Below are 15161 nucleotides of genomic sequence, written 5' to 3'. Positions count from 1 at the left end.
TCAGGCGCGCGGACCATTCCAGCCGAAGGATACGCTTGTCAAGCGGGCACCTGGTGAGCACACGCTCACGTGCGTCGCTTAGGTGAGATGCGGAGCCTAGAGCTGGCCCCGCAAATTCGGACAGTAGCTTGAGTGGATTTTCTGCCTGACAGCGGCGAGGATTCTTGCTGCGAATCAGGAGCGAAGATGACGAAGAAGAGCCGCCGGACGCATTCTCCGGCATTCAAGGCGAAGGTTGCTTTGGCTGCGGTCAAAGGCGACAAGACACTGGCGGAGCTGGCGCAACTGTTTGATGTTCATCCGAACCAGATCACGATCTGGAAAAACCAGCTCCTGGAAGGCGCCGCCGGCGTGTTTGGGCATGACAAGACATCGGCCGAGACGCCGGTCGATTTGAAGGCGTTACATGCCAAGATCGGCGAGCTGGCGTTGGAAAACGATTTTTTGTCCGGCGCGCTCACCAAGGCGGGCCTGCTGAGCGCAAAGCGATGATCGACCGCGATCATGATCTTTCTATCGTGCGCCAGGCGAAGGTCCTGAAGCTGGCTCGCAGCACGGTCTACTATGAACCTCGGCCAGTTTCGGCCGAGGACCTTGCCTTGATGCGTCGGCTCGATGAGCTGCATCTCGATTATCCCTTCGCGGGAGCGCGTATGCTGCGATCGTTGCTGCGGCGGGAGGGCGTATACGCCGGTCGCCGCCACATCGCGACGCTGATGAAGCGCATGGGGATCGAGGCGGTCTATCGTCGCCCGAACACGAGCAAGCCGGCTCCGGGTCACAAGATCTACCCGTACCTGTTGCGCGGATTGAAGATCGAGCGGCCCGACCATGCGTGGGCAATGGACATCACCTACATTCCGATGCGGCGTGGCTTCGTCTATCTCGCGGCGGTCGTCGATGTGTTCAGCCGACGGGTCCTGGCCCATCGCGTCTCGATCACAATGGAGGCGGCCTTCTGCGTCGAAGCGGTCCAGGAGGCGTTGGCGAAGCACGGCAGGCCCGAGATTTTCAACACGGATCAGGGCAGCCAGTTCACCAGCCTCGAGTTCACCGATGTGCTGCTGGACGCGAAGATCGCCATCAGCATGGACGGCAAGGGCGCCTGGCGCGACAACGTGTTTGTCGAGCGGCTCTGGCGCACGGTCAAATACGAAGAAGCTTATCTCCGCGCCTACGACAGCGTGTCCGAGGCGCGAGCGTCAATTGCCAAGTATCTGGCCTTCTACAATCAGGGACGCCCTCACTCGAGCCTTGACGGGCGCACGCCCGACGAGGCTTACTTCGGCACGCAAGCTATGGTGATGGCCGCATGACCGTCGCCGACGGTTTTGTCGTCCCTCTGGTCGGGCTACGCCCTCCCGACGCAACGACAAAACCGTAAAGCCCCGCGTTCAGCATAACCCGGCAGGAATCCACTTAAATCCAGCGGGGCGCTGTCCAAACAACCGGGGCCAGCTCTCAGGCGTGCCAGCGCCAGTTCTTCCTCGAGTTTGACGACGCGGTCGGCGAGTTGATGGTTCTCCGCCTGCAGCGCAGCAATGCGCGCCAACAGCACTTCAACACTCGGATCGCCGGTTCGATTCATCGGATTCTTGAATCTGAACCGTACCGACGCGTCAACCGCTCAACTCGAGAGCTCAGCCGGCAACCTGATATTGCCGCACCGGATGGCGGACCATCGCATCGATATCGATGCCGTCAAGGATCCAGTGCAATTGCTCGGTCGTCAGCGTGACGCCCGCCTCCTGGCGGCGCGGCCATCGGAACTTGTCCTCGGTCAGCCGCTTCAGGACCAGCACAGCCGGACCGGTCGAAGAACAGCAACTTCATCCGGTCGCAACGGCGATTGCAGAACGCAAAAACCGCCGGAGTGAATGGATCGAGCGCCATCGTCTCCTGGACTAGGACCGCAAGGCTGTTGATGCCAGCCCGGAAGTCGATCGGCTCACGGTGCAGATAGACCTGCAGGTCACCGCCCAGCCTGAACATGGCTCAGTGCTCCGATGATCGCCGTCAATGCATCTACATCGCCGCATTCCAGCCCGAGCTTCACGCCGTTCGGCAGGGACGCGCTCACTTTGGCCGGAGAGCAAAAAACTGCAGTCCTTTTGGATTCCGAATCACGCACTTCATCGCAAGTAGCCGGCAAATCCACCGTCGCCACGCTGCTCTGCCGCGACAGGGCCCGATCGGCAGTCCTCTCAAGCTGAACCGGGATGAACGCCGGTGGTGAAGACGGCGGCAGCGACCTGGTCGCCGTCCACTTCTTGATCCACTTCCGAAGAAGGTTCGCATTGACCCCATGTTCGAGCGCAAGCCTCGATACCGAAACCCCACGTTCAAGGCAGGCCGCGACAAGACGGTCCTTCGATGCGGGGTCGTATCGCCGGCGCCCATTCCGGCCAACAAGCCTGACCCGCAGTTTCTGATCATCGTCTGCCATCCCAAGGTGTCCACCTAACCCGTCCTATTCGTGAGAGTGCGGCTTTTGGGCCCGATTGATGCGGCCGCACATCTTGTCTGACGAGGCGCACAGGATTGCCTTCGGCTTTTCGCCGCCTGACGACCGGTACTTTGCAACGCGCTTGAGGGATGGGTTGGGCGAACGGGGGCGGACGCCCCGCCGGTCAAGGACCGAGCGGCAGCAGCGCGCCGGGCAAGCCGCAGATCAGGTCGGCTTCGGGACATGCCGCGGCAAACGCAAGGCGAATGCGGCTCGTGGTCTCGACGACACGGGCGGCGATTTTCAAGAGCCGAAGACGCAGCGTCGCGAACTCGGCAGCGGCCAATTCCCGGGCTTTGGGAATGGCGTCGCGCACGGTCAGCATCAGCCAATAAGCGGCCGTATGGAGCACGAGACGGACCTGGTTGGCGAGCGCCGAACGGCAGCTGGTGCGATCGGAGGCGAGCTGCGTCTTATGCAGCTTGATCAGATTCTCGGCTTGGCCGCGCGCGCAATACAGGCTGTCGTAGATCCACTCGGCCGAGCCGACATCGAGGCTGGTGACGACGAAGCGGATGTCGAGGCCGAGCATCGTCGCCTCAATACGGGCGACAGTGCGCCGTTCGCGATCCCAGGACTTTGCCTTGTGGCGCGTCTCGGTATAGCCACGCAGAACCGGCAGGTTCTCGATGGCGCGTCGCGTGCGGATGTCGTCGGCGACCTCGTCGACTTTTCTGGCGAGAGGCTTGGTGCCGGACAGACCGAAGATGTAGTCGATGCCGTTGGTCTCGCACCACGCCATGGCCTCCGGCCGGGCATAGTGCCCGTCGCCACGGAACGTAATTTGCGTGTTGTGCCATCGCGTCCGGATATGCCGTACCAGGCGGCGCAGATGGGCACGCACCTCGACGCCGCCCGGCGTCTTGCCGGGCCGCAGCACGACGGCCACGGGCCGGCTCTTCTCCGTGTCGTAGACGTGGATCGGCAGGAAGCAGCGTTCGTCATAATGAGCGTTGAACAGCGAGAGCTGCTGATGGCCGTGGACGACGTCGCAGGTATCATCGATGTCGAGCGTGACGGATGCCGGCTCGCGCGGGTAGCTATCCATCCATGCGTCGACCAAAATGTAGGTCAGCCGGATCACGTCGCGCAGGCGCGGAGCATTCTCCAGCCGCGACAGCGTCGGCTGGGAACACAAATCCCGGCCCGTGTCCGGCAGCCGTCCGCAGGCCAGTTTGAATGCCGGATCGGACCTCAGATGATCGAGGTCGTCGGCGTCCTCGTAGCCGCAGCAGATCGCGAACATGCGAGCGCGGAGCATATCGACCAGGCTGTGCACGACCCGCGTCGGATCGCGCCGATCCGGGAACACCCGGGCCAGATTGTTGGCCAAACCGAGACGCCGCTCGGCCATCGCCAGAAGCATCACGCCCCCGTTCGAGGTTAGGCGCCCACCATCGAAGGCAGCTGTGACTTTCTTGGCGTGAACGGCTGGAAACGAGAAGGGCGGAATCGTATCGTCGGTCATGGCGGGCGTGGCGTTCGCGGTTGGAGGTGATGGGGTTGGCTTCGCAACCGAATCCTACGCCGCATCAGCGCTTTACCCCTCAGGCGCACTCTTACGAATAAGACGGGTTAAGTTGAAGAAAGATTGAGTGACTCCCGATCATTTCTGTGCCGAAACGTGGAGTCGCGGTCGTGCCGCGTCCAAAGAAACCGGCGCGAGCGGCCTATTAGACGCGGTAGGTGATCAGCCTCCGAAACGAGACTATCAAGCATGAAGAGATCGAGCGCGAGGCAGAGGTTTTATTTGTGTTGAATTCTTGCTTCTCGATAGTGGTCTGAAATCGTATCATCGGTCATGGCGGGCGTGGCGTTCGCGGTTGAAGGTGATGGGGTGGCTTCGCAACCGAATCCTACGCCGCATCAGCGCTTTACACCACGCTCGCCAGCCTCTCAGGCGCCCTCTCGCGAATAAGACGGGCTAATTTGGTGGACACCTCATGCATCACAGCACTCAACCGCAAAAGGTGCGGGGAAATTCGCGCTTACACTGAAATTGCTGTCCGCGAATTACCGGAATCCGTGTCCGGTAATTGCCGAAACACGCATTCGACATTGTCGGCGGCAAGGAGGCGGCGGTGAAATTTCTCAATGCGCTGCAAATTCTCAAGCTGGCGGTGAGCCTCGGCGGCACCGAGTCGCTTGCGAGCCTGCCCGCGACCATGACCCATTCCGGCGTTCCCGCCGACATTCGCCAAAAGATCGGCGTGCTCGATTCCACCATCCGGCTGTCGATCGGGATCGAGAACCCGTCGGATCTGATCGCGGACCTCGCGCAGGCGCTGAACGCGGCTTGAGCGAGGGGATCAAAGCGGATTGGACGCGCGGCACGCTGCCATGATCGCCGCGGCGGCCTCGTTGCTCTGCGCGCCCGAGAGCTGCCGCACGACGCAGACGTAATAGCCCTTGCTGGATGCGTTCAGCAGGGAATCGCCGGCAGGCCGTCAATCTCACTCGATTTCGAGCCATTCGGAGACGGCGCGACCGGTGGGCCAACGAACGAAACCAACTCGCAATTGCCGCCCGATCCCGTGCCGGACCGCGATCACGGTGCTCCTGCTTTGTGACGCGGCTCCGAATATTGACCCCTTTCGGCTCCCAACATTGACCTCGGCTCACTGCTCCAATTCGAAATGCATCCGGGCGCTTACCGCATTTTAGGCGGGGTCAATGTTGGGCCCCGGTCGGGGGTCAAAAAGCCGCGCCGATCCACAGTACTCTGCCGCCATGTTGTCGGGCAAGGCGTCACCGCACGAACGTCGAACCCGTTCGGACCATTTCTGGTCGTTGGTCTACTCGTCATGCTTGCTGTGCAGAGAAATGTTGCAGGTATCCTTTTCTAGACTAGCTCGGCGGCACCTGCGATTGCCGCCGACGGTCTGGTGAATTGGTCAAGGCCATCGAAAGGCATCGAGCCAGAACTCGGCGGTTTTCTGGGATGTCCAACTCCGTCATGTGGGGCGCATACCCCCCCTCGAGAATGCAGTTAGGCCAATCGCCGCCACGCGCAAGATGTTCATGTTGTCGCGTTTATGCGCGTCGGACTTAAGACGTTTGGCGGCAAGCTGCCACAAACGGCCGCGATTTCAGGATCGCGTCACGAAGAAACTAGTTTCGCTCTCGACGCGCGGCTCGCAAAGCGTGGCACGCCAATTGCTCGGCCTACGACACCGCCTCCCCGGGCTTAGTAATGTGGTCCTCCCTGATGGGCACACTGAGTCGGCTGCTCGCAACGACCCGCAAGCTCAACCCTAATCGCAACAAAGCGATGGCTAGGCGCGCCATGCTGCGGCGCAGCTTTGGCACCGGAGACCTCAATGACAAGTTTGTCTGATATCGTGCGGCTTCGAGCTGGTCCGGGCACCGCTTCGCTGCCGAAGTGGGGCTGGGTTTTCGCCCTCGGCGTAGTTTATCTGATCACTGGCTTCGTGGCGCTTGGTAGCGTTGCGCTCGCGACGGTGGCGAGTGTGGTGCTAGTTGGCGTGATGATGATCGTCGCCGGCGTTGCCGAAATGATCAATGCTTTCCAGGTTAAGACCTGGGGCAGGCTCTTGCTATGCGCTCTTTTGGGTGCGCTCTACATCGTCGCGGGGCTTCTGACATTTGATAATCCTACGCTCGCCGCTGTGCTGCTTACGCTGGCGCTCGGCGCATCGCTGGTCGCCGCCGGTATCATGCGCCTGATCCTGGCGTTCAGCATGAAACGCGCAACGCCCCGGTCCTGGCTGGCGATATCCGGCGTCATTACTCTGCTGATTGGATCGTTGATCTTAGCGCGTTGGCCGATAAACAGTGTTTATATTCTGGGCCTGTTTCTCGGCGTCGATCTACTCGTGGCGGGCGCGAGCTGGATTGGAGTCAGCTTCGGCCTACGCCGCAGTCCCATCGTGAAGGCACGATCGTCGACGTAATTGCCGGGCGCCCTTGGTTTCGAAGGAGAAAGACATGCAGAAAAATAACAGCTTGGAGCGTGCAGCCTCAGCCGCTGAGACTGCATTTGCGAAACATCATCGCACAAGGCATCTTCAACTTAATCGACCGCCGAGCCGAAGGAGGCCATTCTCAAAGGTTCGAGATTCGGCGATAGCGCTTGTCGTGGAGATTTCGCGCCAAGTCGCAAAGGCTCGCTCGCGCGAAGCGCGACGGAAGTCGGCAGTGACGGCTCCGGGATAGGGGATGTGGAAAAGGTTCGCGACCTGATCGTGAACTGACAGAAACCGTTGAGCCTGATCGGACGATTTGAAACGCTTCATGATCCGCTCGCGTCGCCGCGTCGGCTGATGAGAATTCTCGGCCCGATTGTTGAGAGCTTTGTGCTGGCGATGTTCGACGTGAAAGCCCATCTTCGCCCTCGCAGCGCCGTACGAACGGAGCTTGTCCGTGATCATCACGCGCGGCGGCGTGCCGGCGGATTTCAAGAGCTTCTTCATGAGCCGCTGGGCAGCGCGCGAGTCTCTTCGGCGCTGGATCAAGACGTCGAGAACGAAGCCATTCTGGTCGACAGCGCGCCAGAGCCAATGTTGTTCGCCCGCGATCGAGATAACGACTTCGTCCAGATGCCATTTGTCACCGCGAGCGGGTGCACGCTGGCGGATCCGATCGGAGAACGGCTTGCCGAATTTCCGTCCCCACTGGCGCACGGTTTCATAGGTCACGCCAATGCCACGCGCCGCCAGCATTTCCTCGACCATGCGCAAGCTTAAGGGAAACCGGAAATACAACCAAACGGCATAGCTGATCACTTCCGGTGGGAAGCGATGGCGGCGATAAAGAGGGTCCTTGGCAGTCCGCATGCCGCTCGTCTACCCCCTCCGCCGCTCCAATTCGTTAACTTGACGGTACCGCTGTGGTTATTCTCCAGCCATCATGGCCGATACGACCACCACCCCCGGATGGGCCACTCATCATGCAGGCGCCTGGTGCGAGCATGCCTGTTACATATGGCACACGCGGCAGGCGAGGCGTCGTCCCTGCTTTGCGATGTCATGCAGTGAGTCAAGGACTTTAGCTCACATTGCAATAACCGCCCGTGAGCCGGCAAACCGACAGCCCTGGCAGCAATTTAGGATTGGATGAATTCTTCAAGCTCGTCGATCATCTATTTACCGGGTTTGATTCCTCCGAAAGGATATCAATGGCCTCGAGCCTTGCGTCATACTCCTCGTTGTGCCGAGCAGGGCTTGGCCAACTGTCAAGTTGTGCACGGGATCGATAATCGAGGGGGAGTCGTAAGTTAGGGAGGTTGGTCCAGTAAATAGAACTTCTTCGCCACGCTCGTCGCGTCGCAGCGTTCGGTCCGTACACCATCTGACGAGTTGCGTGACCTCTCCCTTCCCGGAGAGCTATGGCGGAATCTGGGTGATGACGGTGTGAGGAAGGCGGCGTATCGAGGCGGGTGACGAGCCTGCCAGAACCTCTCGAGGAGAGCGATACGCCATGACCGAGACTACCAATGTTCTTGCTTTCCGTCAGCCGTCCGCGGTTGATGATCCACTGACCGATATCGTTCGTGCCGGCGCGCGGGACCTGCTTGCCAGGGCGATCGAGATCGAGGTTGGCGCGTTTCTGGCCAGCACGGCCAATCTGACGCTGCCCGACGGTCGAGCGCGCCTGGTCCGACATGGGCACGGTCCGGTGCGCGAGATTGCGACCGGCATCGGTCCGGTGGAGGTCGCTCGTCCCAAGGTCCGCGACCGCGGAGCGAGCGGGCCAGGCGACCGCCTCCGCTTCAGTTCGGCAATCCTGCCGCTATGGGCGCGGCGGACGAAGAGCCTGGATGCCTTGATCCCGGTCCTCTATTTGCGCGGCATCTCGACCGGCGACTTCCAGGAGGCGCTCTCGGCGCTGCTCGGCAAGGATGCGCCGAACCTGTCGCCTTCGGTGATCGCCGGCCTGAAGGCCGATTGGCAGGTCGAGTACGAACGCTGGCAGAGACGCGATCTGTCGGCGCGTCGCTATGTCTACATCTGGGCCGATGGCGTGTACCTGCAGGCCCGCATGGAAGATCACAGCGAATGCATGCTGGTGCTGATTGGCACCACGCCGGAAGGCAAGAAGGAGCTGATCGGCTTCCAGGTCGGCGTGCGCGAGAGCGCGCAGAGCTGGCGCGAACTCCTGATCGACCTGCGGCAACGCGGGTTACGGATTGCCCCGCAACTCGCCATCGGCGACGGCGCCCTCGGCTTCTGGAAGGCACTGGACGAGGCCTTTCCCGGCACGCGGCACCAACGATGCTGGTGCCATAAAGTGAGCAACGTACTCGACAAGGTCGCCAAATCCGTGCAGGGCCCCATGAAGAACGACCTGCGGAACATCTATCTGGCCCCACACCGGGCCGAAGCTGAAACCGCGATCGACGTCTTCGTCGAGAAATACCACGTCAAATACGGACGTGCGGTGGAGTGCCTGATCAAGGATCGCCATGCGCTGCTCGCCTTCTTCGACTTCCCTGCTGAGCACTGGATCCACCTACGCAGCTCGAACCCGATCGAGAGCGTCTTCGCCACGGTGCGCCACCGAACGGTGCGGACCAAGGGATCGCTGTCGCAACAAACTGCGAAGCTGATGGTGTTCAAGCTCATCGACGCCGCATCGAAGACCTGGCGGCGATTGAAGAGCACGAACCAGTTGCCGAAAGTCATCGCCGGTGTAAAGTTCATCGACGGAATCGAAGTCATTCCGAACACTGAAAGCCACGCCGCCTGATCAGGCCGCGTCACCCAAAATCAGCCATAGCTCCTTCCCGGACTCAATAATGGGCGGCAGCTGCCGAACCGAGTAGAAATTCGTCCGCGCAGAATATATCTGTCGCGAATCCGAGCTCATGCGCTCGTCTGGTTGAGCGGTAAGGGTCAGCAGGCGCTTGCCTTTCGGACGCTCGAGCGTACCCTGAATTAGACCGCCTTCTCTGATCAGTCTAATGTGCGCCAGCTTTTTTGGAGCACCAAGAACCTCTCGTCCCGAGGCGAGAGCTGCATCATTTACCGTCACGTAAATGTAAGGGATGTAGTAGCCAGTCTCACCGTCGGGATCACGAACTTGAATTCCTGAATAGCACTCCAAGTATGGCCCGACAGTGCTTGAGCGATAGCTCGCGACCCCCACAATGGCGATTGCAGGGTTTGCTGCAGGTGCTAGCTCCTTCGGCAATAAACAATTCGCCTCGTGCCCCACGCTGAACATAAGGTTTATGGCTTGGCAGCCGAGAAACGCACTGCCACGATTTTTGCCCCCATGGTAAAGCGGCGCATCAAGCGGAATGCCTTTGACGTCGGGCATCGCATCCTCCTCAATCTCAGAACAATTTCGCGCGGTTGGAGATTGAGCTATTCATCTCACCTCGCCTCTCCGGTTGTTGAAGCGCCCCTGAAGCGACTGTACTGCGCTGGCAGCGATGTGGGTTCGGTAGTCCGGAGCTATGGCGGAATCTGGGTGATGACGGTGTGAGGAAGGCGGCGTATCGAGGCGGGTGACGAGCCTGCCAGAACCTCTCGAGGAGAGCGATACGCCATGACCGAGACTACCAATGTTCTTGCTTTCCGTCAGCCGTCCGCGGTTGATGATCCACTGACCGATATCGTTCGTGCCGGCGCGCGGGACCTGCTTGCCAGGGCGATCGAGATCGAGGTTGGCGCGTTTCTGGCCAGCACGGCCAATCTGACGCTGCCCGACGGTCGAGCGCGCCTGGTCCGACATGGGCACGGTCCGGTGCGCGAGATTGCGACCGGCATCGGTCCGGTGGAGGTCGCTCGTCCCAAGGTCCGCGACCGCGGAGCGAGCGGGCCAGGCGACCGCCTCCGCTTCAGTTCGGCAATCCTGCCGCTATGGGCGCGGCGGACGAAGAGCCTGGATGCCTTGATCCCGGTCCTCTATTTGCGCGGCATCTCGACCGGCGACTTCCAGGAGGCGCTCTCGGCGCTGCTCGGCAAGGATGCGCCGAACCTGTCGCCTTCGGTGATCGCCGGCCTGAAGGCCGATTGGCAGGTCGAGTACGAACGCTGGCAGAGACGCGATCTGTCGGCGCGTCGCTATGTCTACATCTGGGCCGATGGCGTGTACCTGCAGGCCCGCATGGAAGATCACAGCGAATGCATGCTGGTGCTGATTGGCACCACGCCGGAAGGCAAGAAGGAGCTGATCGGCTTCCAGGTCGGCGTGCGCGAGAGCGCGCAGAGCTGGCGCGAACTCCTGATCGACCTGCGGCAACGCGGGTTACGATTGCCCCGCAACTCGCCATCGGCGACGGCGCCCTCGGCTTCTGGAAGGCACTGGACGAGGCCTTTCCCGGCACGCGGCACCAACGATGCTGGTGCCATAAAGTGAGCAACGTACTCGACAAGGTCGCCAAATCCGTGCAGGGCCCCATGAAGAACGACCTGCGGAACATCTATCTGGCCCCACACCGGGCCGAAGCTGAAACCGCGATCGACGTCTTCGTCGAGAAATACCACGTCAAATACGGACGTGCGGTGGAGTGCCTGATCAAGGATCGCCATGCGCTGCTCGCCTTCTTCGACTTCCCTGCTGAGCACTGGATCCACCTACGCAGCTCGAACCCGATCGAGAGCGTCTTCGCCACGGTGCGCCACCGAACGGTGCGGACCAAGGGATCGCTGTCGCAACAAACTGCGAAGCTGATGGTGTTCAAGCTCATCGACGCCGCATCGAAGACCTGGCGGCGATTGAAGAGCACGAACCAGTTGCCGAAAGTCATCGCCGGTGTAAAGTTCATCGACGGAATCGAAGTCATTCCGAACACTGAAAGCCACGCCGCCTGATCAGGCCGCGTCACCCAAAATCAGCCATAGCTCGGTAGTCCGTACGGCACATCGATCCGGTGATAGCGATCTTCGCTACGCGAGGCCGCAGTGCCGTTTCTGCGCCTTGCACCTCAATCCGCCGGATTAAACGATCCGAAAACATCCAACACGCTTGACCTTTTCCATTCTAGAAGCCGGCAGCTGTCCTGTGCTGCCGAATGCGCCTGATTGTCCATCCATTCCGGCGGAGCGTGCTCACCGATGATGACGTCAAGGCGAGTGGGTGATTCCTATTTGTCTATCAGTCGTTATGCAACGTCGATGCCAGGCACCACGTGCGGTTTATACGGCTCACCGGCTGACGTCAAATTGGGTACGAGTGACCCGACAACTTTCGACTCTTGTTCTGTTGTCTTCCTCGCTTGTCCGATTGACGACGCGATGTCGAAAGCCCGACATGATCAAGTATCCGGACAGAAAGTTGATGAGGCTCTCTCACGAGTTTTCGCAACAGCATGGCTATCGCCATTGTGTCTCGATTAAACCAGATCAGCGTAACATTATCGCTGCGGATGGTAGAAAACGCAGGCCCTGACATCACCGTCTCGGTAGAGAGTCGGAAGACCTCCAGCGCCTGTGCAGAGTCACGTGAGGCTGACTTCCCATCAGAGTCTCGGCGCGCCGATTGCACGGAATGGATACTCCAATTCGCAAGACTTAGGAGAACCTCATGCGTTCTGCGCCCCACTTTTCGATCCACAAGGAGCTCAGCACCGTTCGGCACCGGTATCGCTCCGCTCGCGGGTACCGATCCTATCTCCGAAACCGGAGGAAATTCGGTCGCAAATTGTCGGCGTCTAGAAGGTGGGGTAGTCGGCAAAGCCAATGCAACAATCCGAAGGATGGCTAACGCCTGAGCGGCGGAAGCACGTTCGCGATGTGAAATCGTTATCGAAGTGCTTTAGCGCCAATTTACACGGGTACTGCGCACAGGCTTTGGGCATCAAAGATGATGCGTAGCAGAGGGCAGATCGGCAAGAGTCCGGGGCGTGGTGCAGACCGCAACTCTTGGCTTGCCCGACTTTCAACGCTCGTTCTCAACCATTTTGATCAACATGCCCGTCATCCTTTTTGATGCTGAAAAACCCTGCACCGCCACTGATCGAGGGAACCAAGAGTTATGGGACGTGTGAGCGAAAAAGTCATTTTGGTAACCGGCGGGGCTCGAGGGATGGGGGCCGCTCATGCGCGCCTGCTGGTAGCCGAGGGCGCGAAAGTCGTGATCACCGATATTCTTGACAATGAAGGAGCGACTTTCGCGGCCGAACTTGGCCCATCCGCGATGTATGTGCATCAAGACGTCGCTCAGCCAGAGGAATGGTGCCAGGCGATCGCGGCTGTTGAGAGCAAGTTCGGCGCGCTGCACGGCCTCGTCAACAATGCAGGCATAGCCAGCATGGCTCCCATCGAGCTGTTTCCGCTCGAGCAGTGGGAGAAGACCCTGGCTGTCAATCTCACTGGTGTGTTCTTGGGAATGCAGACTGCCCTACCTGCCATGCGCCGCGCGGGCGGAGGGTCGATCGTCAACATCTCGTCGGTCGAGGGGCTGAGGGGTAGTGCTGGGCTTCACGCCTATGTTGCTTCCAAGTTCGGCGTGCGTGGCATAACGAAGTCCGCTGCCTTGGAGGCCGCCGCGTCCGGCGTTCGCATAAACTCTATCCATCCGGGCTTCATCAACACTCGGATGACAGAGAACATCGATCTTTCCAGTTTTCCAATTCCGCTCGGGCGGCCGGCCGAGCCGCAGGAAGTTTCACAGGCAGTCTTGTTCCTGCTTAGCGACGAGTCCTCTTATTTTACGGGCTCCGAAATCGTCGTCGATGGCGGTCTGACGATCGGCGTCCCGCAAAAGTGTCAGGCGGTCGAAAACATCTTCTGACTATCAGCGGACGGATTGTCACATCAAACGAGATGGAATGTCGCGATGTATTACACCAGTGGAAATTACGAAGCTTTTGCTCGGCCCCGCAAACCCGCCGGCGTGGATAGCAAGACAGCTTGGTTCGTTGGTTCGGGGTTGGCTGCGCTCTCCGGCGCGGCCTTCTTGATCCGCGACGGGCAGATGCGTGGCGACGGCATCGTCAACTTAATCGACCGCCGAGCCGAAGGAGGCGCTTCTCAAAGGTTCGAGAGCTCGCGATGGCGCTTGTTGTGGAGATCTCGCGCCAAGTCGCAAAGGCTCGCTCGCGCGAAGCACGACGGAAGTCGGCGGTGGCGGCTCCGGGATAGTGATGTGGAAAAGGTTCGCGACCTGATCGTGAACTGACAGAAACCGTTGAGCCTGATGGGACGATTTGAAACGCTTCATGATCCGCTCGCGTCGCCGCGTCGGCTGATGAGAATTCTCGGCCCGATTGTTGAGAGCTTTGTGCTGGCGATGTTCGACGTGAAAGCCCATCTTCGCGCTCGCAGCGCCGTACGAACGGAGCTTGTCCGTGATCATCACGCGCGGCGGCGTGCCGGCGGATTTCAAGAGCTTCTTCATGAGCCGCTGGGCAGCGCGCGAGTCTCTTCGGCGCTGGATCAAGACGTCGAGAACGAAGCCATTCTGGTCGACAGCAATGTTGTTCGCCCGCGATCGAGATAACGACTTCGTCCAGATGCCATTTGTCACCGCGAGCGGGTGCGCGCTGGCGGATCCGATCGGAGAACGGCTTGCCGAATTTCCGTCCCCACTGGCGCACGGTTTCATAGGTCACGCCAATGCCACGCGCCGCCAGCATTTCCTCGACCATGCGCAAGCTTAAGGGAAACCGGAAATACAACCAAACGGCATAGCTGATCACTTCCGGCGAGAAGCGATGGCGGCGATAAAGAGGGTCCTTGGCAGTCCGCAGGCCGCTCGTCTGCCCCCTCCGCCGTTCCAATTCGTTAACTTGACGGTACCGTTCCGGGGGCATCATGCAGCGTCGTCACCTAGCACGCGTCACCAATGCTGGAAAGCACTGAAGTTCTTTGCCCGCTTTCTCGCCGATAGCGGCAGGTTCAGGCGCCGGCCGATTTGACGACCGAATTGTTCGGCCAATACATCTTATGGCTGGACGCCTTGCCTTCCCGAACCGGCAAACCCGGTGCTCAGCTTTCGCGCTTACTGGCGGCAGGCTAACGGCAATCCATCGTTGCGTCCGTTTCTTGACCTGCGTCGTGAACGCTATACCGAGGTGCGAGCTGAGTGGCATTTCGCCGTGCTTTCGCGAAGGCGCGGTCGGTCGCCATGCGACGCTCGATCATCGGCGCAATCAGTTTAGCAGGCTCGGTCCGCGTCATCAGACCTACGCTATGCGTCAGGATCTCGGCGTAGCTTCTGAGATCCCTAAAGACCGCCGCCGGCAGCTCGATCGTGAGCTTGACTGGCTTGTCGTCTTCAAGCGGCCCAAGCTTGAGCTTCGTCATGGCGTTCCTCCATTGCTGTAGGGCGCCAGCACCAAATCGCGCGTGCCGATCACGCGGACCGGGAAACCTGGCCGGATGGTCAGCGTCGGCTGGATGTTGAGCTGACGCTGCACGACCAATTGGCCGGTCTGGCTGATGCTGTTGGACGCACCGCTACGAATCGCTTGAACGAGGTTGTTCTCATTTGGCTCGTGCCGCCTCCGCTCCGACGCTGAGCATGGTCGAGAGAACGGCGGCCTTGAATAGCATGCCCCAGTGGTTGTCGACATCGTCCTCGAGTCCGGCATAACCACCAGTGTCGGCGCCCGGCTGGCGCTCCAGCACGATCGAGTTGCCGTCCGGTATGATGATGCGAGTCCAGACCAAGAGGATTCGACTCTGGCCGTCCGCACGGCCGCTTTTCAGGCGATGATCTGACTGGCGTGGGCGCGCTCTCGGTG

At 60.2% G+C, this 15161-nt stretch carries 9 protein-coding genes and 7 pseudogenes; 7 read left to right on the top strand and 9 right to left on the bottom strand.

Translation table 11 applies throughout. From position 1 onward, the window contains the following. The first annotated feature begins 186 nt into the window (after nt 1–186). Nucleotides 187–1316, top strand: a protein-coding gene (locus tag J4G43_RS14980) for an IS3-like element ISRj2 family transposase (RefSeq protein ID WP_208089323.1) whose coding sequence is annotated in 2 segments (ribosomal slippage) — nt 187–439 and nt 439–1316 — 1131 coding nt in all. Because the reading frame shifts where the segments join, the coding sequence is not laid out codon by codon here. 35 nt (nt 1317–1351) lie between these two features. Here J4G43_RS14980 and J4G43_RS14975 read toward each other — a convergent pair. The 4 genes and pseudogenes from J4G43_RS14975 to J4G43_RS14960 all read right to left on the bottom strand — a co-directional run bounded on the left by J4G43_RS14975 (nt 1352) and on the right by J4G43_RS14960 (nt 3974). Continuing rightward, on the bottom strand, nt 1352–1588 hold the full coding sequence (locus tag J4G43_RS14975) for a hypothetical protein (RefSeq protein ID WP_208089612.1): 237 nt from the start codon (nt 1586–1588) through the stop codon (nt 1352–1354). Between the two features lie 52 nt (nt 1589–1640). Next, nucleotides 1641–1992: pseudogene (tnpB, locus tag J4G43_RS14970) on the bottom strand (IS66 family insertion sequence element accessory protein TnpB). Further along, nucleotides 1973–2446 carry an IS66-like element accessory protein TnpA gene (gene tnpA, locus J4G43_RS14965; protein ID WP_166354078.1) on the bottom strand — a complete coding sequence of 158 codons (474 nt, stop codon included), beginning with the start codon at nt 2444–2446 and terminating at the stop codon, nt 1973–1975. The pseudogene tnpB and the gene tnpA overlap by 20 nt, the downstream one beginning before the upstream one ends. A 184-nt stretch (nt 2447–2630) precedes the next feature. Continuing rightward, nucleotides 2631–3974: an IS1380-like element ISBdi2 family transposase gene (locus tag J4G43_RS14960; RefSeq protein ID WP_208084232.1), complete on the bottom strand. Its 1344-nt coding sequence runs from the start codon at nt 3972–3974 to the stop codon at nt 2631–2633. 580 nt (nt 3975–4554) lie between these two features. Between J4G43_RS14960 and J4G43_RS14955 the strand changes: the two are divergent. Together J4G43_RS14955 and J4G43_RS14950 are read left to right on the top strand one after the other, a co-directional pair. After that, nucleotides 4555–4806 (top strand): annotated as a pseudogene (locus J4G43_RS14955) (PLP-dependent transferase); the annotation flags it as partial. 1020 nt (nt 4807–5826) lie between these two features. Next, on the top strand, nt 5827–6420 hold the full coding sequence (locus J4G43_RS14950) for an HdeD family acid-resistance protein (RefSeq protein ID WP_208085239.1): 594 nt from the start codon (nt 5827–5829) through the stop codon (nt 6418–6420). Between the two features lie 119 nt (nt 6421–6539). Here the strand turns inward: J4G43_RS14950 and J4G43_RS14945 are convergent. Further along, a pseudogene (locus tag J4G43_RS14945) lies at nt 6540–7302 on the bottom strand (IS6 family transposase). A 643-nt stretch (nt 7303–7945) separates the two neighbouring features. On the opposite strand from J4G43_RS14945, the gene J4G43_RS14940 reads away from it, so the two are divergent. Then, complete coding sequence (locus tag J4G43_RS14940) at nt 7946–9214, top strand: IS256 family transposase (protein WP_038952271.1); 1269 nt, start codon at nt 7946–7948, stop codon at nt 9212–9214. Here J4G43_RS14940 and J4G43_RS14935 read toward each other — a convergent pair whose 3' ends face one another. After that, nucleotides 9215–9787, bottom strand: a complete 573-nt coding sequence (locus tag J4G43_RS14935) for an acetoacetate decarboxylase family protein (RefSeq protein WP_225004909.1) — start codon at nt 9785–9787, stop codon at nt 9215–9217. It lies immediately after the preceding gene. A 231-nt stretch (nt 9788–10018) separates the two neighbouring features. Between J4G43_RS14935 and J4G43_RS14930 the strand changes: the two are divergent. From J4G43_RS14930 to J4G43_RS14920, 3 genes and pseudogenes are all read left to right on the top strand, one after another. Next, nucleotides 10019–11286, top strand: a pseudogene (locus J4G43_RS14930) (IS256 family transposase). 1162 nt (nt 11287–12448) lie between these two features. Then, nucleotides 12449–13207, top strand: coding sequence for a glucose 1-dehydrogenase (locus J4G43_RS14925; RefSeq protein WP_026193380.1), 759 nt, complete (start codon nt 12449–12451; stop codon nt 13205–13207). Between the two features lie 45 nt (nt 13208–13252). After that, nucleotides 13253–13399 (top strand): annotated as a pseudogene (locus J4G43_RS14920) (oleate hydratase); the annotation flags it as partial. A gap of 15 nt (nt 13400–13414) precedes the next feature. Here the strand turns inward: J4G43_RS14920 and J4G43_RS14915 are convergent. From J4G43_RS14915 to J4G43_RS14905, 3 genes and pseudogenes are all read right to left on the bottom strand, one after another. Beyond that, nucleotides 13415–14165 (bottom strand): annotated as a pseudogene (locus tag J4G43_RS14915) (IS6 family transposase). 265 nt (nt 14166–14430) lie between these two features. Beyond that, entirely contained in the window at nt 14431–14721 is a 291-nt protein-coding gene (locus J4G43_RS14910) for a DUF2274 domain-containing protein (protein WP_166354080.1), read from the bottom strand. Then, a pseudogene (locus tag J4G43_RS14905) lies at nt 14718–15120 on the bottom strand (TrbI/VirB10 family protein); the annotation flags it as partial. The gene J4G43_RS14910 and the pseudogene J4G43_RS14905, both read right to left, overlap by 4 nt. Between the last annotated feature and the right edge of the window lie 41 nt (nt 15121–15161).

Origin of the sequence: Bradyrhizobium barranii subsp. barranii (assembly GCF_017565645.3) — a bacterium.
Taxonomy (GTDB): domain Bacteria; phylum Pseudomonadota; class Alphaproteobacteria; order Rhizobiales; family Xanthobacteraceae; genus Bradyrhizobium; species Bradyrhizobium barranii.
The sequence above is the reverse complement of the archived record's forward strand: the minus strand, read 5'-3'. Positions and strand labels throughout refer to the sequence as shown.

What these genes read in the sequence shown, in the direction of transcription:
- J4G43_RS14975 (WP_208089612.1), bottom strand. Translation starts at nt 1,588, where the DNA reads ATGAATCGAACCGGCGATCCGAGTGTTGAAGTGCTGTTGGCGCGCATT.
- tnpA (WP_166354078.1), bottom strand. Translation starts at nt 2,446, where the DNA reads ATGGCAGACGATGATCAGAAACTGCGGGTCAGGCTTGTTGGCCGGAAT.
- J4G43_RS14960 (WP_208084232.1), bottom strand. Translation starts at nt 3,974, where the DNA reads ATGACCGACGATACGATTCCGCCCTTCTCGTTTCCAGCCGTTCACGCC.
- J4G43_RS14950 (WP_208085239.1), top strand. Translation starts at nt 5,827, where the DNA reads ATGACAAGTTTGTCTGATATCGTGCGGCTTCGAGCTGGTCCGGGCACC.
- J4G43_RS14940 (WP_038952271.1), top strand. Translation starts at nt 7,946, where the DNA reads ATGACCGAGACTACCAATGTTCTTGCTTTCCGTCAGCCGTCCGCGGTT.
- J4G43_RS14935 (WP_225004909.1), bottom strand. Translation starts at nt 9,787, where the DNA reads ATGCCCGACGTCAAAGGCATTCCGCTTGATGCGCCGCTTTACCATGGG.
- J4G43_RS14925 (WP_026193380.1), top strand. Translation starts at nt 12,449, where the DNA reads ATGGGACGTGTGAGCGAAAAAGTCATTTTGGTAACCGGCGGGGCTCGA.
- J4G43_RS14910 (WP_166354080.1), bottom strand. Translation starts at nt 14,721, where the DNA reads ATGACGAAGCTCAAGCTTGGGCCGCTTGAAGACGACAAGCCAGTCAAG.